This is a genomic window from Legionella worsleiensis (assembly GCF_001467535.1).
Lineage (GTDB): Bacteria > Pseudomonadota > Gammaproteobacteria > Legionellales > Legionellaceae > Legionella > Legionella worsleiensis.
On record NZ_LNZC01000006.1, the window covers coordinates 21,504 to 46,038 of the forward strand.

A 24,535-nucleotide genomic window follows, 5' to 3' on the forward strand; every position below is an offset into this window, starting at 1 on the left:
TGAACGATCAGTCAGCTGAATCAGGAGAGGCATTTAGTTAGAAAGGGTGTTGCCTTGGTCTTCTGAATTTAACGGTGAGTCTTCCGTGGAATCTGGGGAATGTATTTCTTGCAGTGTTTGTTTAACCCTTAGGGTCGAATTCTTGGGTTGAATCTTAATATCAAGGATTGCTTTATTGGCTGCGTCTCTGATGTAGCTGATGCCGCTGGTGATAAACGCTGTTAGCGGTTTCAAACCGAAGCTGTTTTTTATTGCAAATCCGGTTCCTTGCATAGTGTATGCCAGGGCACAAAGCAGGTATTTTAAGGGGTCAGAACCTAGAGGCTCAATAATTTCATTTATTCTTCTACCGAACTCCTCTATGGCAAATCCTAGTGTAAATAATGCGCCACCACCAATGTAGCCCAGATTTCCAGCAAAGGAGATTACTTCTTTAAGCAGACTCAGTACTGCGTGAATAACGGTGGATAACAGCGCTCGAGTGATACCAGGGTCTACAATTTCAAAATGACGCTGATGACGTGCTAAAAGGTCTCTAAGCATCAGTGCTAGTTCAGATGAACTTGCTTCCTGTACCATTTGTTTGTAATGCTTTTCCAATATGTCTAATAAGCGAAAGTATTTTTCATCGTCACAGAGATTTTCATGCTCAATTAGCGTATTAATTCTTTGGAGTATATCGCTTGCTCGCCAATCTTTTGATCTTTTAGCAAAGAATTTTATGGACGGTTTTTCTCGTTGGTATTGTAGCGCCAGTCGATAGCTTTGTTGTTCCAGGGATGCCAGTTTGTTGGGTAATTTTTGTTTGATTAAATCGTTGGTTATAAAATTAGGAAATAATTGTGTCAGGGTGAGACAAGGCTCTAAAGTATATGTTCCTCCTGGAGCACCTACAGATAAAACACCGTTTTCTTCACGTATTTCTCGAGATTCTAATCGAAGAAAGAGTTTCTCATTCTCTGTTTTTAAGCGGTGCAGTTCTTTTTCAATCTGCTCTTGGGTTGAGCTACTGTCTTCCGGGAAGCGGAGGTCAAATTGATTCTGTTCGAATAAGTAGTTAAATACTTTAGGATAAGTGATTTTAAAAAGCTCACGTTCCAATTGATTAATAAAAAATTCCGGGTTTTTAACATAAAGATTAAGATGGTTGTTTAATCTTCTTTGCACCCTTGGTACAGGAATCCCATCATGCGCACGCATCTCCTTCCCTGATTGCAAGTAGGCATCACGTTTTTCATGTAAGGTACTGAATAATTGAAGTAACTCTGATGCCGAGTTAATTGGCGGAATATCATGAGCCGCTTTGTAGTGGTCTTGGTAAACAATCTGAGGAATTCGAGCTTCAGTGAAGGTTGTGCCGTGTTCAGTTAAAAATTGATGTAATGAATACCAGAGAATTTCAGGTGCGGCATTCATTTCGTCACTTTTAATTTTTGTAGCATCGGAATGATTACCGTACATAGGTAAGATGGATACTTGGGTCTTTTCTGGCGATTGGATGATGATACGAGACATATCCTGTGGCTTAAAATCACGGCGCCTTTCATCCATTTGCAATACAGCGACGTAATTTTTAACGTTATCAGGTATAACGCGTCCATCCATGGAGCCTTTTTTGCCCATTCCAGCAACTGGATCCATGAGAAAGAGGTTTAAATTGATTTTTTGCAGCTGATTTAGGAGTTTTTTATTGGTACTAATAAGCTCTTTGCCACGTCGAGATAAAATGCGTTCCTTTCTCAACAAAGCCAACTCAACCCGCTTTAGGTTATTGGCAATGTATGTGGACGCTATAGCACCACGACTGTAGCCCGTAAGATTAATTTCATGGGCATCCTCAGGTTGCGTTTGCAGCCATTTGATGATTTGATTCGTAGCGTTATTAGCAAGACTTCTGACCTCCGTCCCCAACAATCCAGGACCATCGATACAGATGGTATCCTGCGTGTTAGAACAGGCATTATAAAACTGGGTAATAATGTTGTTTGTTTGTCGTCGATTTTCGCCAGTTCCATAGCAAAATACAGTGAGTGTTGTCATTGTATGCTCTTAAAATAATCTAATTTTATTATAGCTGTAAATTCTGAAGGTTTTATTAGCTTAAGTTGTAGGGGGTGTAATTTTTTTATACGAATACTCAAGATGTAAAGCGGGAGTACGTGAGGTATTTTTGGGAATATATTTCAGGTTAGGGGGAGGAGTTTCTTAACAGGTAAGATCTGCCTCGGTTGCCAGTACGTGCAAGCCTTTGCGCTCAATGTCATGCTTTAGGATGTCTCTATGGTGCTGTTTGGTTAAAACTATCATCGTGTCAGAGCCAAGAGCGCCACATCCTTTTATGGCTAAAATTTCTGGAAAGGATTTAAGTGCATTGATCATGTGAGCGGTGTGCTCGGCGACCAGGTTGCATTCGGCAAGAGTGCGGTGATAAGCGTTAACGGCATGAACCAGTTTGTCGCTGTCTTTTTGTTCAAAAGCAAGCTTTGCATCATTAACAACAGCCGATAATTCGTTTATTGAACCGGGTAAGGGAGTATTTAGGAGATGATGGTGTGTTGCCAGTTTTTTTCCGGTATGGATAATTAGAAAAGACAAATCTGCAAACAGCCATGGATAGGAATGCGTCAGGTTGTCTTGCTTGTTAATAAAAACACAGCCTTTTCTGGCTTGGGCTATTACGTCGTATCCACTGGGTCTTAATCCTTCGCCAGACCAGGCGCTTTGGTAATAGGCTTCCAGCATGGTGGCTTCATCAGGAATACTATGCTGCAAGTGACAAGAAGCCCAATAACTTCCCAGGAATTGGGCACTGGATGCACCAAGGCCGCCACAGGCATTATAAGGATCGTTCCAGTTTAAAAATTTCCCGCTAACTTGTGCTTTGCTCCACCAGATCCCGGCTGGTGACAAAGGATGAATTGCTGAGTCTTCTTCTTGGTCGGTTAATGAAACCTCAAAATAAGGGGATGTAGTCAGGATTAGTGCTGAGCCACCAGTCAGCGCAACATACTCGCCTACCAGAAATGTTTTTGCAGGAATAAACCATTTCATAGAGCGACGGGCACTTCTCTTATTTTGGCTAAAAGCTCATGGGCATTGTTAAGGCTTACTCTTTTGTTCGTATACAACCATTCTTGCAAGCGCTCTTTGAGTATGGGCATTTCCTGTTCATCGGCTCCTGCCACCATCAGCAGATTATCTATATGCAATTTCATGTGTCCTTGAATAATCCCATCAGTACATAAGGCTTTAATGGCCCCAAGATTTTGTACAAGCCCTACGGCAGCAATGACCTGGGATAATTCATTAGCTGAGCGAATATCCATCATGCGCAGGCACATTTTTGCAGTAGGGTGCAACGATGTTACTCCACCAACTGTGCCAACTATAATGGGTGCGGTTAATTCTCCTGTTAACACATTATCCTGATAACGCCATCGAGTGATGGCCTGATACTGTCCCGACCGTGCTGCATAGGCATGTATTCCAGCTTCAACTGCACGCCAATCGTTCCCTGTTGCGATTAACACGGGATCGATACCGTTCATTACCCCTTTATTATGAGTTGCTGCTCTGTAGGGATCCAGTTCTGCAAAAAGAGAGGCTTCTTGCAGTTTATGGCCTAAAACAGGATCTATATTATGCAGGATGACTTGTGCGGTTGTTAATTTTTGATCGTTTAAATTAGACAGAATACACATGGTGACCTGTTCACCCGTTAATTGCTCTAGGGGTGATTTCAAATATTCTAAAACCTGATTGATAATGTTGGCACCCATTGCATCACAACTGTTCATGGTGAGATGAATAATCACCATATCCTTGCCGTCTTCTCTTTTTAACTGACGCAATTGTAAATCAACAACTCCTCCACCTCTTTTTACCATATTCGCAGCAACATCTTTATTCGCTTTATGAATGAGTTCCTGGCGATTTTCTTCAAAAATACGTGAAAATCGTTGATAATCGTTTATTTTCGCCAATTGTATTTGCCCAATAATACAGTCGCCTTCTACACGAGTAATAATCTCGCCATGTTGTCTTATCCATTTTGCTGATTTGGATAAAGCGGCTATAATCGAGGTTTCCTCAACAGCAAGGGGAATAACGTAATCTCGTCCGTTAATTTTGAAATGTGTCGCAACACCTAAAGGCAATTGAAAGTAGCCTATGACGTTTTCAATCAGTTTGTCTGCCAGATTAAGGTCTTTAATTCCGCCTTGTTGAAGAAAAGCGATGTCTTCCTGGGTGACAGCGCCTAAGGCAAGTAGACGCTGAAAACGCTCTTCTCGTGATAATTTGGAAAAACCACAAAACAATTCATGGGCATTTAGAACTAAAGACATACTTTCTCCCTTAAGTCGCTGAGGGTTTGGCTACCAGTACAGAACATGGCTGTTTTTAATTCATATTCAATGGTACGCATAGTGCTCAGTACGTGTTCTGTTGTTTGTAACGCAGATTCTAATAGCGGCTTGGCAAATCCTACAGATGTTGCGCCATGCGCAATTAATTTTGCGGCATCCAGACCATGACGTACTCCACCTGAACCCCAAACTTCAAAGTGAGGATTGATTTGGACTGCATTTTTAACGCTTTGCAAGGTATCTATACCCCAATTCATGAAGGTATTTGCTGTGCGATGCTGGATTGAGTTTTTCGCTGCTCTATGACCTTCAATTCGTCCCCAGTGGGTGCCTCCGGCGCCGCTGACGTCTACCGCACAAATGCCGGTTTCGTTTAATCGCATTAATGTTTTGGGCGAAAAACCACACCCTGTTTCTTTCACAATTACAGGAACGGTAATGCAGCGCACCAGTTCGCTCAGGGCATTCCAGCAGCCTTTAAATTCTGTTGTTCCCTCTGGTTGGATGCATTCCTGGAGTGGATTGCAGTGAATAATGAGCGCTGTAGCCTGGAGTGAATCGACAAGTCTTTGAATGGCTGCTAAGGGTGTGTTGATTATTTGAGCAATACCCAGGTTGCTGAATAATTCGGTGTCAGGAAAATCACGGCGCAGAGGCGCCCATTCGAAAGCCGCCTGATTATCGGTGAGTTCTCTGCGTTGTGAACCAACCCCCATGGCCCATTTAGACTCAGCACAAGCCTCTAAAAGCCTTCTGTTAATCTCTGGAGCTTTAGCATGCCCGGCGGTCATGGAGCTGATAAAAAAAGGCGTGTCTACATGGCGTTTAAAGCGAGTGCTTTGTATGGAGATTTCATTAAAATTTATATCGGGCAGCGCTTCGTGAATTAGGTAACACCTGTCAAAAGGGTTTAAATTACTGCTCTGATTAGCGGGCATCAGGGCGAGTTCAATATGATCTTGTTTGCGTTGTTCAAACTCGGTGTAATCGTTTTGCATACCTGATATTAGGGGTTCTTAAAAATTGGGGTGATTTTATCATAAAGAAAGAAACCAAACTACCTGATTCAAAATATACCAGCTTCAGCGTGCGTGTTTTTCTTTAAATTGTGTATTTGACCCCCATCAAACGCTCTTTCGAGCAGCTGTCTGATGGGGGTCAATCCTTTTCCATGCTTTATCCATAGCGCTAATTACCAACGATAATAATGGCGGTAGGGTCTGTAATAACGATTAGGATAATAGTAGCGGTAAGGGTAATAATAGCGGTATGGGTGGTAATAACGGTAGGGTCTGTATCCGTATCCGTAATAAACAACCCATGAAACTTGAGTGGGAACTACTTTAGGAAGAGTAGGATTTAATTCTCTTGAATCTGCTTTTGCTGGTGACACAAAAACCAAAGCGCCTATTAGTAAAGCTAAAAGAGCAAAGAACTTAATTAACGAGGTGCTTTTAGGTGCGTAGTGTTCCATTTTCAACTCCAAAACGCATGAACCTTATAATTATAGTATATTTTTAAGGCACATTGGGTTGTTATTTATTTAATTTTTAAAAAAAAATTCTGTTCATCCAGAATATTGTGGAGCAAGCCTTGAAAAGGCACTTACCCGCTCAAAAACAATTATTTAATTATATGGCAATAAAATACGCATTAATTGTATTTTTTGACTTGCCATGTGAAAATAAAAAGAGTACAATGTGAACATCTATTATGCATTAACAATGTGATGGGGTAAAAAATGGGAAGAAACAAAAGTCGAAACATGAATTCTCTTGCAAACCGTAATAAGTCGGAACGCACTAGACTGGAAAATGCTATTTCCAAATTAGAGAATTGTAATTCTTATCAAGAACTCCAAAGTTTGTTACCTTCAGTTAATAAAGCCCAAAGAAGTCCTAAAAGCACTACAAGTCCTGAAACGCCTGTCAATTACTCACCAGATCACGACCAAAAAATGAATGAACTTCGAAGCAGAATAAACCTGCTGATAGCAGAAAAGAAACGTGCTTTTCCCAAGCCAAGATCTGTTATATCTACAGAACAACAATTAGTTAACCCCATGCAGGGTGAAGAAAATCCTCCAGTGGAACAACATTTAGATAACCCTATGCAGAGTGAAGAGAGTCTTAATGTTGATGTTCATCCTTTATCAAATAACGATAAAGGACCATTCATAGGTGAAAGAGTAAAAGAAACAAAAGCTGTAATTAATTGCATCAATCAATTACACCTTAAGATCAAAGAACTGGCTATTAGAGGTCCAAGTAATCGTAACGCAATAGACGCTGCGAAGAGCATAGTAGCTACACTACAATCGTACCGTCTTAATTACATCACTGGTAAGATGACTCTTAATGAATTTAAAAATCAATCCATTACATTACTCAATGATGAGAATAAGGATGTGAAAGAGTTAAAAACACACAGAGGATTAAAAAACATTTTAGCCAATTTGTTGATTGCCCTAACCGGTATTGGTGCGGTAGTTATTGCTGCGAGATCGGTATATCATGGTAAGGTCACTTTGTTTAATACCAGCACTGATTCGGGAAGCAAAGTAGATGCAATTAAAGAATCCCTTGAGAATCTGTCTGTAAATCAAGCCCCTTCCAAGTAATTATTCATTTCTAATTAGCCCCGGAGAGTCATTATCCGGGGCTTTTTTATAAATTCGCTGTAATTTACTCTACTCATAAACTTCTTTAGTGATTAAAAAAATGCCCCAGCCGCTTTGTGGACGCTCGCTGTTCAAGGTATTCGGGTTCAGTGTGTTTTGTTAGGGGTTTAAACAGTTTTTGGTGCGATGGGGTAGAATGAAACAAGCTAAGATTTTGGTCTGGTTTCTGTGCGGGCTGATACTGTAAATCGGGTGCGTGTTCTGGCTCGGGGTTGAGGCTTTTGATTAACGCCAGGCCATTTTGTAGTGCTTGATAAAAGCGGGAAATTGGTCCTTGTAGCGCTGCAATATGATCGTAGATTACTCCCTCATGCAGCGCACCGCTAAGCTGATGAAGCGCCAGTTTGAACTCGTCCATTTTAGTTGCAAAAGAGTTCTGTTTGTCCAGAACCCTGATCATCGTTTCTTGTAATTTTTGTTGTTTAACACGTTCCAGCGCTTTCTTTTTATCCAGCACTTCTTTGAGTTGGTTGTGGGCAATAATGCGAAGCAGAGAGTCCAACAAATGATTGAGCATGGTTAATACGTGTTGCAGATCATCGCTGCCAAGGGCAAAAGCCAGGCGTTCACGGTTTAAAAGATCAGAATGTTGTGATTCTATTCCCAATAATTGCAGCAGATAGTGTTGAATCCCTGAGAGTTGATGTAGGGCTTTTTGCGTGTCCAGTCTGTATTGCAACATGAGTTGCATGATATGAATAGTATCTGGATCAGTTGGGGTGAGGGGTTGTCTCAGATACTGCGTATGAGCAAGCTCATTGAGTAATTCACTGGATTTGTTTAAATCCTGTTCTGCTTGATTAAGAAATTTTTTTAGGTCATTTATCTGCATTTAAATAAACCTGAAGAAGGGATAATATCATGATAACATGGTTTATTAGTTTTGCAGATTCGGGATTTTCTGTATTATGCTAGGAGTATTTAATTTTAGTCAGAGACTATGGAACAAAAAAGCGCTCAAATTGTGTTTGATCAGGATGAAGCCACATTTCAGTGCTCTGGCGCATGGTCTGTTTTGGCTCTTGATGGTTTAACCCAAAAATTCAAATTCAGTGGGCTTCCTCAATCACAAAAAGTAGTAATTAATGGTCATTTAATCAGTCATTTTGATAGTGCCGGGGCTTTGGCATTAATGAAATGTACTGACCTATTAAAAGAACAAGGTAATCAGGTTGAATTAATTCATTTTTCTGAAGCTCAAAACCAGCTGCTGCAATTGGTCGAATCAAAAAAAGACAGTCTTACCTATCAAATTCCTCCTCATCCTGAAGAAGGAATGCTTTATCAAATAGGCAAAGAGGCTGAAAATAAACTGGTTCAAATTGATGGGCTTGTTATTTTAATTGGTGATTTGAGTACTCGAATTTTCCAGGCTTTGGGGAATTGGCGTCGCTTTCAGTTGCCCAGTATTATGTCCAATATTGATTCAGCCGGTCTTAAAGCATTGCCTATTGTCGCCTTGCTTTCATTTTTGATTGGAGTGGTTCTGGCGTATCAAATGGGTTTGCAGTTAGCTACATATGGCGCCAATATTTTTATTGCCTATTTATCCGGTATGGCCATTTTCAGAGAATTTGCATCTTTAATTACGGCAATAATCGTTGCAGGTCGAACCAGCTCGGCTTTTACAGCGCAAATTGGCAGTATGAAAATAAATGAAGAAATAGATGCTTTGTTGACTATGGGGCTATCGCCAACTGAATTACTTGTGGTTCCCAAGGTAATAGGTTTGCTTATTGTTTTTCCTTTGTTAATTTTTTGGTCTGATATTTTTAGCATATTGGGTGCCATGATTATGTCCAAACATATGTTAGGAATTGGTTTTGATGACTTTTTGATGCGCTTGAAGAATGATGTGGGTTTGTCTCAGATGATGTTAGGCTTGTATAAAGCACCGGTTTTTGCTCTGTTAATTGCTTTGGTAGGCTGTTTTCAAGGGTTCAGAGTAAAAGCAACCGCAGACAGCATAGGCAGTCTGACGACTAAAAGCGTGGTTCAGGCGTTATTCCTGATTATTATTGCAGATGCTGCCTTTTCTGTAATTTACAGCTGGATGGGGCTTTAAATGAGCGAGCCGGTTATTGAAATTAAGGGATTAAAGAATTATCTGGGTGGCCAATGGGTGCATAAAGACGTTAATCTTACGGTCGAAAAAGGAGAAATACTGGCAATAATCGGAGGTTCAGGCAGCGGTAAGACAACCATATTGCGGTGTTTGTTGATGTTATTGAAACCTGCTGCGGGTAGTATTAAAGTATTTGGAAAGGACGTTCTGAATCTTGACTCTGAACAAGCATTTCAGCTTCGTCGGCGCTGGGGAATGTTGTTTCAGCACAGTGCTTTGTTTTCTGCCATGACTGTTTTGGAAAATGTGATGTTTCCCATGCGGGAATTTACCCAGCTTGATCATGAATTTGTTGAAGAACTGGCACGTTTAAAAATTTCATTAGTCGGTTTACCTAATGAAGCAGCGGGTAAATTGCCTTCGGAGTTGAGCGGTGGGATGCAAAGAAGGGCAGCTGCGGCTCGAGCTATAGCCATGGATCCTGAATTGTTGTTTCTGGACGAACCGACAACCGGACTGGATCCGCGAGGTGCACGGTTATTTGATGATTTGGTGGTTTTTTTAAGAGATTCTTTGAATTTGACTATTGTGATGATAAGTCATGATATAGAATCGTTAAAAAGAACAACTGATAAAGTAGCATTTGTTGGTGATGGGCGAATTCTCAGCGTGGAACCTATAGAAGAATTAATGCGTAATAAAAACCCATTAATTGCTGATTATTTTAGCAAATTTTAAGATACATACTGGATACAGTATCAACCTGGAGGACAGGTTACTTGGAATCAAAAACCAATTACACCATAGTCGGTCTATCCGTACTCATTCTTATGGCAGCGCTTTTGTCTGCCGCATTGTGGTTGTCTGTTGGCTTTAACCAGAAAGTTTATACTTTCTATACCGTTTACCTTCGTGAGTCTGTATCAGGATTAAGCGAAGACTCGCCGGTAAAATATAATGGAGTTCAGGTTGGTTTTGTAAAAAAGATAAAACTGAATATTGATGATCCCCGACAAGTTGAATTAACTTTAAGCATAGAAAAGGGGATACCCATAACCACGAGCACTTCTGCGACCTTAATATCGCAAGGAATAACCGGAGTAACGTTTATCGGATTATCCGCAGGTTCCTCTGACTTGACTCCTTTGCAAAAAATGCCAGGAGAACCTTATCCTGTCATTCCTGCAAAACCGTCATTGTTCAATCAACTCGATGCTATTTTGAAGGAAGTTTCAGAAAATGTGAACAAGGTGAGTGATCAGGCGCAGCACATCTTTAACGAAGAAAACGCCACTTATGTTCGTAACACCCTGGCCAATATTGACAAATTTTCTGCCGTGATTGCAGCCAACAGCTCGAATATAGACAGTAGCCTTAAAAGCGCAGATGTGTTTTTAGCAAACATGGCCAAGGTCAGTACTGATTTTCCGCAGATACTCCAGGAGTTAAAAGCAGGAGTCAAAAAGTTTAATACAATGGCTGATGAAATTGGTGCTGCCGGACAAAGTGTATCCAAAACCATGAATGCAGGAAAAGTTGCTGTGGATAAAATCTCCCAGCAAACGATTCCGCCTGCGGTTCAGTTGTTACGCCGATTAAATACGATATCCGCTAACCTTGAAAAGGTAAGTAATGAAATGCGCCAAAACCCATCTGTAGTTATCCGTGGAACCAAACCACCTAAACCTGGTCCAGGAGAGTAGCCATGCGAATTTTTAATCTCTTTATTATGTGTCTTGTGCTGATGAGTTGCTCTCCTGTGAAAACACCCGTAACTAATGAGTATCAACTGAGCTCCTTTAGTTCCAGGCAATGGGTTGCAAAACCACATCATCTCTCTATTTTGGTTACGGCACCTGAAGCTGTTGCCGGATTTCAGACTGAAGAAATGATGTACATTAAAAAACCTTACCAGCTTGAAGCGTTCGTGAAAAATGCCTGGGCTTCGCCTCCTGCTGATATGTTATTTCCCTTATTGGTTCAGAGTTTACAAAGAACGGGCTATTTTTATGCGGTTACCTCAAGTCCCTACAGCGAACAAGCCGATTATCGCCTCGATACTCAACTGTTGACTTTGGATCAAAATTTTCTAAAAAAACCCAGTATCCTGGAGTTTGATGTGAAAGTGGTACTTACTCGCACAGCAGATAACAAAGTAATTGGCTCTCAAATTATCAGTCAACACATACCGTGTCAGGCAGATACTCCCTATGCGGGTGTTGTTGCAGCTAACAAAGCGTCATTGCAGTTCACTGCCAGAGCTGTAGCTTTTGTTATTTCACATATAAAAAATGACTCAGGAATAGCCAAAAAATAAAAAGAATTGTACAATGGCTCTCCATAAACATCATGAGTGTTTTTTTAATAATAAAAAGAACTAAAGGAGATTGAGGATGAAAGCCGGTTTAATATCAAGATTGGGACTGCTTGCTGCAGGTGCATTGTTAGTCGTTTCCTGTTCCAAAACGCCAGGAAGTGCTGATGGTGCTTCAATAAGCGATGCGGATGCTACTGCTCAGGGTTTAGGTCAAATGACTCATTTTGCTGGTCAGGAACCCGGTGAATCATATACTACCCAGGCACCCCATAACCAACTTTATTTGTTCTCTTATGACGACAGTACTCTGGCATCCAAATATTTGCCTTCAGTGAATGCTCAGGCTGAATACCTGAAAACCCATTCTGGTGCGCGAGTATTATTAGCTGGTCATACCGATGAGCGTGGTAGCCGTGAGTACAACGTTGCTTTGGGTGAGCATCGCGCTAACACGGTAGCTGATATTCTCTTCATGGCCGGTGTGAGCAGACACCAGGTGCGTGTTGTAAGCTACGGTAAGGAAAGACCTGCAAATTATGGCCATGATGAAGGATCTCACGCCCAAAACAGACGTGTTGAATTTACTTACGAGGCAACAAGATGATTAGATGCAAAAAAACCATTATCGCTGCTTGTTTTACAGTAATGCTTCCTTTGGCTGTTTGGTCTGAAGCACCTGTGGTGGACGATAGTGATAATTTTGCACTTTTTGATGGACAACAGACGGTTAAAAAATCGTCTGTTGGTCATCCCAAATATGATGAACCTGTTATAGAAAATGCCGATCTGGATGATCCACAAAACCAGCGTTATTCCATGGATGACATGCCCTCTGATGATGGCCCTGCATTAGTTCAAGATGATCAATCCAGCAGTACGACTAATATAAGTAATAATGCCAAACTCATAGACAAGATACTGAGTCTACAACAAGAGGTTCAGGAGTTGCGTGGCCAACTGGAAGTTCAGGCACACGATTTGAAAATGTTGCAGCAGCAACAGGTTGCATTTTATAAAGATTTAGATGCACGAATAGGTAATGCATCAGGAAAAATGGTTCAGAATAAACCGGCAACTGATCTGAATCTAGGCTCCGCATCAACTGCGGAACACACCAATGGGCAAGGCATCGCTCTTAATAAACCTACAAAAACGCTGACCCCAACTCCACCGGTGGCTGAGGTTTCACGCGCCAATCCCGCAGACGAGCAAATCAGTTACCTGGCTGCTTATGAGTTAGTACAAAAAAAACGCTACGATGATGCTTTAGTAGCTATGGAAAAATTTGCCCAAAAATACCCTAATGGTGGGTATACGGCAAATGCTGAATATTGGTTGGGAGAATTGTATCTGGTTAAAAGAGATTATCCCAAAGCCATAGAGCATTTTGAAACAGTGTTGCAAAAATTTCCCTCATCGAATAAAACAGCCGCCAGTCTTTTAAAATCTGGATATGCCTTTGTTGCAAAAGGGGACAATCAAGAGGCTCGCAGAAGATTTCAATTGGTAGTTAAAACTTATCCTGGTACTTCAACCGCTCAATTGGCGCAAAACAAACTGGAGGCTATTAAAACGCTATGAAAATCCTTGGTAATCAATTGCGAATAACGGAAATATTCCATTCATTACAAGGAGAGTCAGTTACTGTAGGTTTGCCTACGGTATTTGTTCGTTTAACCGGTTGTCCTTTGCGCTGCCAATATTGTGATACCGCCTATGCGTTTAGCGGCGGTACAGTTCGAGAACTTGATGAAGTGCTGGCAACTATTGCATCCTTCAATTGCAAACGGGTTTGTGTTACCGGTGGTGAGCCTTTGGCTCAACCAGGTTGTCTTACCTTAATGGAGCGTCTGTGTGATGAGAACTATCAGGTTTCTATAGAAACCAGCGGTGCTCGCGATATTTCCAAAATAGATTCACGAGTAATGATAGTCATGGATTTGAAAACACCTGACTCCCTTGAGGTAGATAAAAATTTATTTGCTAATCTGGATTATCTAAAACCCTCTGATCAAATCAAATTTGTTCTGTGCAGCCGTAATGACTACGAATGGGCTTGTGCTTTGGTTAAAGAACATGGTTTGGCAGATCGGGTACAATTGCTTTTTTCACCCAGCTGGAATCAACTGAATCCAACTGATCTTGCTAACTGGATTGTGGAAGATAATATCTCCGTTCGCTTTCAATTGCAGCTACATAAGATTTTATGGAATGATGCGCCGGGTCATTGATCTCAAGGAGACGTTTTATGCAGTGGCTTGCTCAGGCACCCGCTAATATTGCTTTGATTAAATACATGGGTAAGAAGGAGGGCGGCGCAAATCTGCCTGATAATGCTTCATTATCCTATACTTTAAATCATCTTTTAACCACGGTAAGACTGGAACAAATTTCTGCGCCAAAGGATGTTTGGGAACCTTTAAATATCCCTGGAGCGCCTGAGTTTGTATTGTCTTTAGCCAGCCAAAAAAGATACATAGATCACCTGGTCATGTTAAAGAATTATTTTGGCTACCGAGGTAGTTTTTTAATTCAATCCAGTAATAATTTTCCGCACAGCAGTGGGCTGGCCAGTTCGGCATCCAGTTTTGCGGCACTGACCAAATGTGCTGTAAGAGCTCTTACAGAATTAACCAATAAACCCTTAATTTCAGATAATGAACAAGCCGAATTAAGTCGATTGGGGTCTGGGTCATCCTGTCGTTCTTTTTTTTCACCCTGGGCATTATGGGAAGGAAATGAGGTGAAGGGGATTGAGCTTCCCTATGACAACCTGATTCATCAAGTGATTGTTGTCAGTAGCGCAGAAAAAAAAGTATCGTCCAGTGAGGCGCATCAACGAGTAAAATCGAGTCCTTTTTATGCTGATAGGCCACAAAGGGCTGAAGAGCGTTTAAAATTGTTGCTTGATGCGCTGATGAATAAGGATTGGGAGCACATTTTTACCATTTGCTGGCGTGAATTTCAGGACATGCATCATTTGTTCAGTTCATGCACAAATCCTTTTTCTTATATATCGACACAATGCCTGGAACTTTTGCGTATTCTCGAGGCTCATTGGAACACTAAAGGAGATGGTCCCATAGTCACCATGGATGCAGGCCCTAACATTCATTTACTTTATCGTCCCGATCAAGCAGAGCAGGCACGACAATTTAAGTCAGAATATTTATTGGGTAACTACGATGTTTTATGATTTTGAAACAATCACCTACGGCAAATGGATTTTGGCTGGAGAACATGCGGTAGTTAGAGGACATGAAGCCTTGGTGTTTCCACTTAAAGAAAGGCAGTTAAGACTGCGCTACAGTGCTCAATCATCTTCTTTAAGCGCAGATTATTCAGGAGTATGCGGCCAGGATACTCATTTATTGTTCTGGAGTGTGCTGGAGCATGGCATGAAGCTTTTGGGTCGCTCTTTAAACCAGATAAATGGTCATTTTGAATTAGAAAGTACAATTCCTGTGGGCGTTGGTATGGGGGCTTCCGCCTCTCTTTGTGTCGCCATGAGTCGTTGGTTTTGCCAACAAAATATGGTTGAGTCTACTTTATGCAATCAGTTTGCTAAAGAATTAGAGCATCTTTTTCATGGAAAAAGTAGTGGGCTTGATATAGCAGGTGTTTCATCAGACGAGGGTGTTTATTTCAAAAGCGGGGTATGCAGCAGCTTGCAGCCAAGGGTTAAGCCATTATGGTTTTTGTCTTCCTGTAAACAAATAGGCATGACATCCCATTGCATCCAACAGGTTCACAATTTGTGGCAACAAGATCCGGCAGTTGCCAAAGAGATAGATTTAGATATGGTAGACTCTGTACAAGAATGTCGTTCTGCACTTGAAACAGGTGGTGTTGATGCAATAGAACGCCTGGCAAAAGCTATAAATAAGGCTGCGCTTTGTTTTTTTCGATGGGGACTGGTGAGTGAGAGTTTACAACAGCACATGAATGCGCTTTTTGATGCGGGGGCTGTCGCAGTAAAACCCACCGGTTCAGGTGGTGGAGGATTTGTTTTGAGCCTTTGGAATACCCCACCATCAGAACCTCATGATTATATCGCAATTTAATCAGCAGCTCGTAATCAATCCTTTTCTGAATCGCCTCTTGGGCTAAAAATATCACCTGGTGTGTTGATGAATTTCATGAAATATCTCTTTAAAAGAGGCATAAGCTAATAATAACTTAAGAATTGGACGTTATAATGGATATTTAATCAGCCATTTAACCCATTATGCCACGTAGTATCTATCCTGAATTGATTAAGTATTTTGGTCATTTGATTCACTCCAGATTGTCCATGAAACCAGAGTTTAAAATAGAACGAAAAGCCATGCGGCTTCTTTCATACGATCATCCGGATAATTTTTACTTATCTCCAAAACTGCAAAAAATATTTGCGTTACACTATTCTGAAGAACTGCAAACTTTTGTTACGGCTTGTGGGAATAGTATTCCTGACAATCATTATCATTTCATTTTAACCTGTGAAGAATCTCCTCAATTGATCATCAACGAATCATTGCATCATTCCGCTATGGCTAATGGCAAAAAGGTATTGGCATCTGGAAGCCTGGTTTTTAAATGCGGTGATTTGGTTACCATAACCAATCATAGCGGCCATTATCGTCCCTCAGACGATGAGATGCTTGATGTAATAAAGGCGCTTCATAATGCATCTAGGGGCACATTGCTGGAATACCAAAGTTATTGTACCGCTGAACCGTTGATATATTCTGTTAAAGAGCTGCTTCATACAGCGAGCTTTTCACAGGTAAGTCCTATTGCATCCGATGAATTAATTCATCCGGTTACGGGTAACCGCGAGAAAAGTGGCTATGATTTTATTGCCGGAGATCGTGCTGTTGTATCAAATAATCGATATGGCGCTCGCTTAAAGCCTGAACGAACTCGTTTTTTTGAAGAGGTGGTAAATAATAACATAACTTCAGTTGATGAAATTTACCACCCGGCAAGTTCGAGTAGCCCGGTATAAAAGAAATTTGTCTATTTTCTGACTGCACTGTATGGTGTTAATTTTATGCGATCCCTATTCAGGATTTTAACGCTCAGATAATTTATGTATTAAGTACATCATTGCCAGTTTGGGCTAAATATGCGGAAAAACCTGATTTGTGGGGAGTAAGGTGGAATGCTTCTTAACGAGAGTTATCCAGCTTTAGTCGACAAATTGATAATAAGTCTCGTGCTCTTTAATCATACCCAATTCGTAGCGTGCCTGTTCTTCAAGGGCTTGCTCACCCCTTTTTAATTCTTTAATATCTGCTTCCAGGGCTCTGTTTCGGGCGGCGAGTTTTTGATTTTCATGCTGATGATCTTCGAGCTTTTTTTCCAAATTAATCCATTCAATGACATTTCCGTCACCAAGCCAAAGCTTGTGTTGCAAGATAACCAAAGCAATGATGAGGATAATCAATATAGGACGCATAATATTTGCCTATTAAAATGTCTAAATAATATTGTATTCCTTAATTGTGTTTCGGAGCAATATACTAAACTTTTAAATCGGTATATTTAGCCTCGCACACGTCGAGGCACCAGGAAATTTGCGCTTGGCCTTGATGGATAAGCGCTTGTTGTTTGAGAAAAATAAAAGCGATGAAACACTCTTAAGACCGATGAGACAGTACTGATTTACCCGCATAAGGGAGATGAGCTGATTCATTAATGCGTATTAATTGATTGTATTTTGCAGTTCGGTCAGTACGGCATAATGATCCTGTTTTAATTTGTCCGCATCCAGTAGCTACAGCCAGATCAGCAATAAACGTCTCTTCTGTTTCACCAGAGCGATGCGACATCACGCAGCGATAACCGTTTTGATGCGCTAATTTAATGGCTTGGCGAGTTTCGCTCAAGGTTCCGATTTGATTTACCTTAATCAGGATGGCGTTAGCGATTTTCTGATCAATGCCTTCCTGAAGAATCTTTGGATTGGTAACAAAAAGATCATCACCGAGGAGTTGAATTTTTGTTCCCAATCGTTCAGTTAAATGCTTCCATCCAGTCCAATCCTTCTCGTCAAGACCATCTTCTATACTGACTATAGGATAGCTGGCAACCAGGTCGGCGTAATAATCAATCAGTTGATTTGAGTCAAAAACCTGCTGTTCTGAAGTCATATGATACAGTCCTTGCTTGTACAACTCGGATGCGGCAACATCCAAAGAAAAAACGACATCTTCACCAAGTCTATATCCTGCTTTTTCAATAGACTCACTCAACATATCCAATGCTTGTCTGTTGGATTTTATATCGGGAGCAAATCCTCCTTCATCTCCTACTGATGTACTCAAGCCTTGTTTTTTCAGTACTGATTTCAGGGTATGAAAAATCTCTGCGCCCATGCGCAGCGCATTAGGAAAATCCGATGCGCCAACAGGCATGATCATAAATTCCTGAATATCCACATTATTATCAGCGTGCGCTCCACCGTTGAGTATGTTCATCATAGGTACTGGCATGGACATGTTTTCGCCTTGATTCAAACAGGCGTAAAGTGCTTTATTTTGATAGAGAGCGTTTGCTTTGGCACAAGCCAGGGATACGGCAAGAATTGCATTGGCACCTAAACGAGATTTATTTTCAGTTCCATCAAGATCACACAGAATTGCATCCAAACGTTCCTGATCATCAACTTTCGCTCCGGCAAGTGCCTGATTGATTTCGTTATTAACATGCGATACCGCTTTAAGTACCCCTTTGCCCTGATAACGTGTTGTGTCGTTATCTCTTAGCTCACAGGCTTCTCGTGATCCAGTCGAGGCTCCAGATGGAACGCTCGCTCTTCCTGTCATGCCATTGCTTAAAATCACATCTGCTTCAACCGTAGGATTTCCCCGGGAATCTAAAAGTTCACGTGCTTGGATTTTGGCTATTTGCATATTCATTCCTGATTAGTATTAAAAAAACAATTAAATCGCAACGGCTCTAAGGTAAAAAGCACTTAGGGTCTGTCTTCAATTAACGATTATTTTATTGGTATTTGTTGCATATGTAACACCCTTTTATATATCTATCCTGACAGTGGGGATAACCAAATAAGTTTCTGGTTGTCTCATAAATTGAGGCAGGCCCTAGGGCAAACGCATCTAATTATGAACATAAATCTCCACCATTTTGCCTACGTCTTGCGCTTTATGCGCAGGAACCATGCGATCTTAGTGCAGGCAAAGATCTGGATTCTGCGCATAAAGCGCAGAACGTAGGCGTCCTGGTCTTAGATAATACGTTTAGATGCGTTTACCCTGAGGCAGGCCCAAGCGATTTCATTTCCTTATATTTTCATGAAAAACCATTGGGTTATAAGAAAGTATCACTAAAGTCAGACATAAATAGCTACCGATGCCATCAGTAAAAAACCGATAATAACAAAGCTGAAATCCAAAAGATTACAGCAACGCTCAACCATAACGCAGCGTTCTAGTCCATGTAAAGTTCCCAGGTAGAGAAATGTTCCTGCAGAAGCGGCAATTAGTATAGGGTCAAATACAGAGCTGGTTTCTATGCCATGCCCAAAATACCAACCCAGATAGATTCCTAATGGGGTCATGAAGCTGAATAAAAGAAAAAAGATAAGGCTTGTTCTTGGTTGCATGGAACTTCTGTTGAGTTGAACCGCAATAGCGAAACTCTCAGCCCATTTATGGGTGATTATTGCTAAAAATAACATGATAATCATAGAGTTGTAATGCGCCAGACCTAGCGCCGCTCCCAACATTATGGAATGAACAGAAAGCATAGCCCAGGCCAGAATTGCAAAAGCGGGGTGCTCTGCACTATGATGGTGATACAGTTCCTTGCCTAAATGTTCAAACCATAAAAAAATCAGAAATACAGCGCCGGTGATAATAAAGGCAAAAGGGTATTCGTAGCCCATGCTTTTAAACAAGGAGTTGGATTCAGGGAGCATATGCAGCAATGCGGCGCCTAAAAATACGCCTGTAGCCAAAGTTTCACCAATTGGGAAATCAATGTGTTGATCTTCTTTAATGCGTTTTCTGAAGGGGTACCAGCCTGCAATCAGGATGACAAGATAAATTGAAACAGCAAAGATAATTTTTAAACTTGTGGCCGCAAGCATGAAGTATTCCTACTTTAAATCTGAGTCATATCACTACATCTTCGCTTGTGCAGCAAGAGTGAGCACAGGTAAAGACGCTACAAAAGGCATATAGTATCGCAATTGCTGATTAATTTACCAGATCAGATTTTATTGAATGAATTTTTTTCGCAAACTAAATAATCTGACTTCTTCTATGTCGGGTTGCAGTTTTAGTACACGATTAACTTTATCTTGTAACTCTTGCCATTGATTAAAGTCTTCAGTGCAAGCAATGTCTAAGTTTAATTTTCCGTTCAAGTAATGGACATTCCAGAACACTATTTGTGGAAAATCAATGCCGACTTCCTTTAACAGTTGCTCTTGAATGACGGTTCTACCGGGTAAATGCGTCGATGGACTACACACTTCATCGTCTTCAGGATCAACATGAACAGTCACGTCCTGAACACTGGCAATTTGTTGCACCAAAGCGTGATGCACGTGTTGGGCGATGTAATGCCCTTCTGAAACCGATATTTTAGGCGAAACGAGAATATGAACGTCAATCAACACATCATTTCCCATAAAACGACTGCGCAATTGATGGATTTTTTGTACCCCGTCTATACTTTGGATAACCTGTTCTATTTGCAATAATAATTCGGAGTCAACAGCAGTATCAACTAACTCTTTCACACTATTCCAGGCATAATCCCAGCCCATTTTAACGATCATCAAGCCCACGATAATCGCCGCAATTGCGTCAAGAGAAACAAATCCGGCAAGGCTACCAATTAACCCAAGCAGAACCACAACAGATGATGCCGCATCAGAACGATGATGCCAGGCATTTGCGATAATCAAAGGCGAATTAATGCGCTGTCCTATGTGTTTTGTATAATGAAAAAGCAGTTCATTGGCTAAAATAGAAGCGCAAATGATGGGTACAGAAAGCCAGTTGGGCATGGTATGTGTTGCGTGGATTAACTCATCAAGTGCATCCCATGCGATGCCAAAACCCGCCAGTATGAGTAATTGCGCCAAAATCAAAGTAGCGGCTGTTTCAATACGTTGATGGCCATAAGGATGAGTATCATCTGCATCCAGGCTCCCGTATTTTGAAGCAAACAGTACCATCACATCAGTGATCAAATCTGAAAAGGAATGGATTCCATCGGCTACCAAAGCATGAGAGTGATAAAGGATACCGCCTATTAATTTAACGACGCCAAGAAGTGCATTGATTAATGCTCCTATAAGGGTAACTTTTTTGGCCTGCCAGTACCGTTCGTTGTGTATCATTAAGATAATCTTCTAAAAAGAGTGAGTGTACAGCAAAAAACAAAGATCTCGTCCAGAAAGTTTTGGCTGGAAAACGTATTTCTTCATTCATTCTGCCATGTTTAAAATACCGCATCATAACATCAGAGCAGGGGTGGTTGACAATCTTTCTGCACGACACGAGGGGAAACATGACAAGTTCTCAAGCAGGTACGATTCGTACTGATTTTACAAGGTATTCTAGGCACTACCCACAGAGTTATCCACAGATTTTGTGGATAACCGCTAGTTGCTTGCACGAATGAAAAAAGCAGTATAACCCTTATTTTATAAGGATTATAAAAAATTCAAGAGGGAGAGTATTAAAAATGTGAGAGTAGAGGAGGAGATTTTATCCACAGGAAGTTAACGTGGTTTTTGAAAATTAAACTTATGTATCTTAGCAAATAAAAAATTAAAAAACAGTCTTGACTTTTGTTTTCTTGAAACTATTTTCAACCTTGCAAAAATTGCTCAAAATTTCCCAACCATCGTACCGTAATGATACGAGCAACATCCGGCATGTCTTTAACAAGTTGTTTTGCCAATGGTGGCAAAAGTGACAACAAGGATTTATCTCTTTGTAAGTTGGCCAATTTAAATTGTCTGTATCCCGTTTGTTTTGTACCTAATACCTCACCTGCGCCCCTTAATTCCAGATCTTTTTCTGAGATAACAAACCCGTCATGAGTCGAGCGCATGACTTTCAGGCGTTCTGCGCCATGTTGTGATAAAGGGGCTTGATAAAGGAGAAGACAGTGAGATTGTGCTGTTCCTCGGCCTACTCGTCCCCGTAATTGATGCAATTGTGATAGCCCCAGTCTTTCTGCATTTTCTATAATCATCAAACTGGCATTAGGAACGTCAACGCCTACTTCGATTACCGTGGTGGCGACAAGTAAATCTATTTCGCCTGATTTAAATGCAGACATAGTTGCTTCTTTTTCCTGAGATTTCATTTGACCATGAACTAATCCCACTCGAACTGAGCTTAGGAGGTCTTGAAGCTGGCGTGCTGTTTCTGTTGCAGCCATGCATTGCAATTTTTCAGACTCTTCAATTAGAGTGCATACCCAGTAAGCCTGCCTGCCACTGGCTATTCCTGCTCTTAGTCGCTCTATTATCGCTTCTCTTTTGTCCTGGTTTAATACGGCTGTGGTTACCGGCGTGCGGCCTGGAGGAAGTTCGTCTATCACCGAAATATCCAGATGAGCAAAATGGGTCATGGACAGGGTTCTTGGGATAGGCGTTGCAGTCATCAACAGTTGATGAGGAACGTGTTGCTCCTGTTGTCCTTTCTGTTGTAATTGCAAACGCTGTTCCACTCCAAAACGATGTTGTTCATCGATAATCACCAAACCCAGCCTGGAAAAAATCACTTCGTCCTGGAACAGGGCATGGGTGCCAACAATCATTTGGCAACTGGTGTCTGCAAGGGCGGTTAATGCCTTTCGTCTATCAGCGGTTTTCATTTTTCCGCTGAGTCGCATTACCGTGAGATTTAGGGGCTCTAACCACTGACGCAGATTATTAAAATGTTGTTCGCTCAGGAGATCTGTCGGTGCCATAAGAGCGACCTGATAGCCTTGGGCTATGGTTTGGAGTGCTGCAAGAGCTGCGATTACCGTTTTACCTGCGCCAACATCACCTTGAACCAATCGCAACATGGGTTTAGTTTGACATAAATCTAACGCTATTTCATGGGCTACTCGTTGTTGCGCCTGAGTTAAGCTAAAGGGGAGGGCGGTTAAAAACTGTTTACTTAATTCATTTTCTACAGGGATAAGAGGAGCATACAGCTGGCTACGGGAGAGTCTGGCAAATTGCATGCTTAAACGATGGGCTAGTAATTCATCGAGAACCAGCCTTTTCAAGGCAGGATGGTTACCAGTTTCTAATGCCTGTAAGGAAGTTTCTGGTGGGGGATTATGCAATAATTTAATGGCATCACCCAAATTGCAGCAATGATATTCGTGTAATTGAAGCTCATTCATCCATTCCAGTTGATAAAGTTCTTCGTCACACTGCGTCAGTGCAATCTGCACTAATTGTCTTAAGCGGGTTTGGGTTAACCCCTGAGTCGTTGGGTAAATGGGGGTTAGCGTTTCGTTGACTTGACATTGAGCATCGTCATCCAGAAGTTGATATTCGGGATGAATCATTGCCAGTTGATTATTAAATTCACGTACTTCCCCAAAGGCATGAATTCTGGCGCTGTTGTTTAATGCGGTGATTTGATGTTTATTAAAATGAAAAAAACGCAGTTTTATAATCCCTGTTTTATCTTCAACAAAACAGTTTAACATCATTTTTTTGCCGTATTTAATTTCTGTTTTGCACACATGGCCTGAAATGACGCACCAGTCGTTAGAGCGTAAATCCTGAATTGGTGTTATTCTGGTTCTGTCCTGATAACGATAGGGTAAATGAAATAGCAGATCCTGTACGGTATGAATACCGCATTTAGCGAGTTTTGCCGCAATAGTTGGACCTACTCCGGCTAAGGATTCACAAGAGTGGGACAGCACGATATGATTAACAGATAAAAAAAAATTAATGATAACAGGAAATTATATTCCTGGCGAATAAGCACCTAACCAGAACAGGAGTTGAAGCATAATGAGCCGCATCATGAATTTTACAGCAGCGTTAATCCTGGTCTGGATATGCGGTTATTTGCTAATTGCTGGTCGTGGGTTATTGATTCCGCTGGTGATTGCAATCTTTATCTGGCATTTACTAAACACCATAAATAGCGGTATGCAGCGTATTCCTTACATCGGATTTCGATTTCCCAATTGGGTCAGTATGATCTTGTCGCTCATCGTGGTGGCAATTATGGCGAAAATTTTAATCAATATCATCGGTAATAACGTGAATGATGTCATTGCAGCAGCACCAAGATACCAAGATAATCTGGTCACCATTACGAATAAGTTAGAGCAAAAATTCCACATTAAGGCCTTTGCTGATATTGACAGCATCATTAAAAATTTAAGTATTCAGACCATGGTGCTTAATATCTACAATGTGTTTACTACACTAACCAGCTCGGCTGTTTTGATTTCTTTATATGTTGTTTTTCTGTTTGTGGAGCAGCATTATTTCAGTCAAAAACTCGATGCGTTTTTTCCTCAGATTGAACACAGAAAACTGGTAAAAAACATCGTGTCTCATATTACCAAAGACACGCAAACCTATCTTGGTATCAAGACTTTTTTGAGTTTTATAACCGCAACGTCCAGTTGGCTTATCATGAAATGGGTGCATCTGGATTTTGCAGAATTCTGGGCTTTACTCATTTTCTTTTTAAATTATATTCCTAATATAGGCGCTATTGTTGCCACCGCATTTCCAGCGGCTTTGGCATTAATTCAATTTGAAAGTTGGCTGCCCTTTATTGAGGTCACTTCAGGGATAGTTGCCATCCAATTTGCTGTAGGTAATTTTCTTGAGCCCAAATTATTAGGCAAATCACTGAATCTGAGTCCTTTGGTTATCCTGTTTGCTTTAGGTCTTTGGGGGGCAATATGGGGTATTTTAGGAATGTTTTTATCAGTACCTATCACCGTTATGATGATGATAGTGTTTGCTCATTTTGATTCTACCAGGCCTATTGCGGTTTTATTGTCCCAAAATGGTTTTATCAACAAGTCTTACGAGGCTATTGAGTAATTTTACTTTCTGGATAACCTTTCCATATGGTATGAAAAAGAGCATAATAGCA

23 protein-coding genes are annotated in these 24,535 nt (G+C 41.0%); 12 read left to right on the forward strand and 11 right to left on the reverse strand.

The annotated features are described in order from the left end of the window. Positions 1-33: 33 nt before the first annotated feature. The 5 genes from Lwor_RS03890 to Lwor_RS13425 form a co-directional block, all read right to left on the reverse strand. The gene (locus tag Lwor_RS03890) at positions 34-2,040 is read right to left on the reverse strand and encodes a DUF5621 domain-containing protein (RefSeq protein ID WP_058492599.1); all 2,007 of its coding nucleotides are present in this window, start codon (positions 2,038-2,040) and stop codon (positions 34-36) included. 165 nt (positions 2,041-2,205) lie between these two features. Further along, on the reverse strand, positions 2,206-3,051 hold the full coding sequence (locus tag Lwor_RS03895) for a mevalonate kinase family protein (RefSeq protein ID WP_058492600.1): 846 nt from the start codon (positions 3,049-3,051) through the stop codon (positions 2,206-2,208). Beyond that, positions 3,048-4,346: a hydroxymethylglutaryl-CoA reductase, degradative gene (locus Lwor_RS03900; protein WP_058492601.1), complete on the reverse strand. Its 1,299-nt coding sequence runs from the start codon at positions 4,344-4,346 to the stop codon at positions 3,048-3,050. The genes Lwor_RS03895 and Lwor_RS03900 overlap by 4 nt, the downstream gene beginning before the upstream one ends. Next, positions 4,337-5,365 carry a type 2 isopentenyl-diphosphate Delta-isomerase gene (gene fni, locus Lwor_RS03905; protein ID WP_058492602.1) on the reverse strand — a complete coding sequence of 343 codons (1,029 nt, stop codon included), beginning with the start codon at positions 5,363-5,365 and terminating at the stop codon, positions 4,337-4,339. Before fni ends, Lwor_RS03900 begins: the two co-directional genes overlap by 10 nt. 194 nt (positions 5,366-5,559) lie before the next feature. After that, entirely contained in the window at positions 5,560-5,841 is a 282-nt protein-coding gene (locus Lwor_RS13425) for a hypothetical protein (protein WP_083501571.1), read from the reverse strand. A gap of 267 nt (positions 5,842-6,108) precedes the next feature. Between Lwor_RS13425 and Lwor_RS03910 the strand changes: the two genes are divergently transcribed. Next, positions 6,109-6,987, forward strand: coding sequence for a hypothetical protein (locus Lwor_RS03910; protein ID WP_058492603.1), 879 nt, complete (start codon positions 6,109-6,111; stop codon positions 6,985-6,987). Positions 6,988-7,072: 85 nt separating this feature from the next. Here Lwor_RS03910 and Lwor_RS03915 read toward each other — a convergent pair whose 3' ends face one another. Beyond that, positions 7,073-7,879 carry a hypothetical protein gene (locus Lwor_RS03915; protein WP_058492604.1) on the reverse strand — a complete coding sequence of 269 codons (807 nt, stop codon included), beginning with the start codon at positions 7,877-7,879 and terminating at the stop codon, positions 7,073-7,075. A 108-nt stretch (positions 7,880-7,987) separates the two neighbouring features. On the opposite strand from Lwor_RS03915, the gene Lwor_RS03920 reads away from it, so the two are divergent. From Lwor_RS03920 to Lwor_RS03965, 10 genes are all read left to right on the forward strand, one after another. Further along, positions 7,988-9,112 (forward strand): MlaE family ABC transporter permease, encoded by a 1,125-nt coding sequence (locus Lwor_RS03920; RefSeq protein WP_058492605.1) that lies wholly within the window; start codon positions 7,988-7,990, stop codon positions 9,110-9,112. Further along, the gene (locus Lwor_RS03925; RefSeq protein WP_058492606.1) at positions 9,113-9,850 is read left to right on the forward strand and encodes an ABC transporter ATP-binding protein; all 738 of its coding nucleotides are present in this window, start codon (positions 9,113-9,115) and stop codon (positions 9,848-9,850) included. A 41-nt stretch (positions 9,851-9,891) separates the two neighbouring features. Next, the gene (locus tag Lwor_RS03930; protein ID WP_065235836.1) at positions 9,892-10,815 is read left to right on the forward strand and encodes an MlaD family protein; all 924 of its coding nucleotides are present in this window, start codon (positions 9,892-9,894) and stop codon (positions 10,813-10,815) included. A gap of 2 nt (positions 10,816-10,817) precedes the next feature. Beyond that, complete coding sequence (locus Lwor_RS03935; protein ID WP_058492607.1) at positions 10,818-11,429, forward strand: ABC-type transport auxiliary lipoprotein family protein; 612 nt, start codon at positions 10,818-10,820, stop codon at positions 11,427-11,429. 76 nt (positions 11,430-11,505) lie between these two features. Next, positions 11,506-12,033, forward strand: coding sequence for a peptidoglycan-associated lipoprotein Pal (pal, locus tag Lwor_RS03940; RefSeq protein WP_058492608.1), 528 nt, complete (start codon positions 11,506-11,508; stop codon positions 12,031-12,033). Beyond that, the gene (gene ybgF / locus Lwor_RS03945; protein WP_058492609.1) at positions 12,030-13,010 is read left to right on the forward strand and encodes a tol-pal system protein YbgF; all 981 of its coding nucleotides are present in this window, start codon (positions 12,030-12,032) and stop codon (positions 13,008-13,010) included. Before pal ends, ybgF begins: the two co-directional genes overlap by 4 nt. Further along, positions 13,007-13,660 carry a 7-carboxy-7-deazaguanine synthase QueE gene (gene queE / locus Lwor_RS03950; RefSeq protein ID WP_058492610.1) on the forward strand — a complete coding sequence of 218 codons (654 nt, stop codon included), beginning with the start codon at positions 13,007-13,009 and terminating at the stop codon, positions 13,658-13,660. The genes ybgF and queE overlap by 4 nt, the downstream gene beginning before the upstream one ends. A 17-nt stretch (positions 13,661-13,677) precedes the next feature. Then, positions 13,678-14,625: a diphosphomevalonate decarboxylase gene (locus Lwor_RS03955; protein WP_058492611.1), complete on the forward strand. Its 948-nt coding sequence runs from the start codon at positions 13,678-13,680 to the stop codon at positions 14,623-14,625. Beyond that, positions 14,615-15,493: a mevalonate kinase family protein gene (locus Lwor_RS03960; RefSeq protein WP_058492612.1), complete on the forward strand. Its 879-nt coding sequence runs from the start codon at positions 14,615-14,617 to the stop codon at positions 15,491-15,493. Before Lwor_RS03955 ends, Lwor_RS03960 begins: the two co-directional genes overlap by 11 nt. Positions 15,494-15,723: 230 nt before the next feature. Continuing rightward, positions 15,724-16,419 carry a hypothetical protein gene (locus Lwor_RS03965; protein WP_147279845.1) on the forward strand — a complete coding sequence of 232 codons (696 nt, stop codon included), beginning with the start codon at positions 15,724-15,726 and terminating at the stop codon, positions 16,417-16,419. 183 nt (positions 16,420-16,602) lie between these two features. Here the strand turns inward: Lwor_RS03965 and ftsB are convergent, their stop codons facing one another. The 5 genes from ftsB to recG form a co-directional block, all read right to left on the reverse strand. Beyond that, positions 16,603-16,872 carry a cell division protein FtsB gene (gene ftsB, locus Lwor_RS03970; protein ID WP_058492614.1) on the reverse strand — a complete coding sequence of 90 codons (270 nt, stop codon included), beginning with the start codon at positions 16,870-16,872 and terminating at the stop codon, positions 16,603-16,605. 181 nt (positions 16,873-17,053) lie between these two features. After that, complete coding sequence (eno, locus tag Lwor_RS03975; protein ID WP_058492615.1) at positions 17,054-18,328, reverse strand: phosphopyruvate hydratase; 1,275 nt, start codon at positions 18,326-18,328, stop codon at positions 17,054-17,056. Between the two features lie 440 nt (positions 18,329-18,768). Then, the gene (locus Lwor_RS03980; protein WP_058492616.1) at positions 18,769-19,527 is read right to left on the reverse strand and encodes a ZIP family metal transporter; all 759 of its coding nucleotides are present in this window, start codon (positions 19,525-19,527) and stop codon (positions 18,769-18,771) included. A gap of 129 nt (positions 19,528-19,656) precedes the next feature. After that, positions 19,657-20,790 carry a cation diffusion facilitator family transporter gene (locus tag Lwor_RS03985; protein WP_058492617.1) on the reverse strand — a complete coding sequence of 378 codons (1,134 nt, stop codon included), beginning with the start codon at positions 20,788-20,790 and terminating at the stop codon, positions 19,657-19,659. Between the two features lie 473 nt (positions 20,791-21,263). Then, positions 21,264-23,336, reverse strand: a complete 2,073-nt coding sequence (gene recG / locus Lwor_RS03990) for an ATP-dependent DNA helicase RecG (protein WP_058492618.1) — start codon at positions 23,334-23,336, stop codon at positions 21,264-21,266. 91 nt (positions 23,337-23,427) lie between these two features. On the opposite strand from recG, the gene Lwor_RS03995 reads away from it, so the two are divergent. Further along, a complete protein-coding gene (locus tag Lwor_RS03995) occupies positions 23,428-24,483 on the forward strand; it encodes an AI-2E family transporter (protein ID WP_058492619.1) in 1,056 nt (351 codons plus the stop codon). The last annotated feature ends 52 nt before the right edge of the window (positions 24,484-24,535 follow it).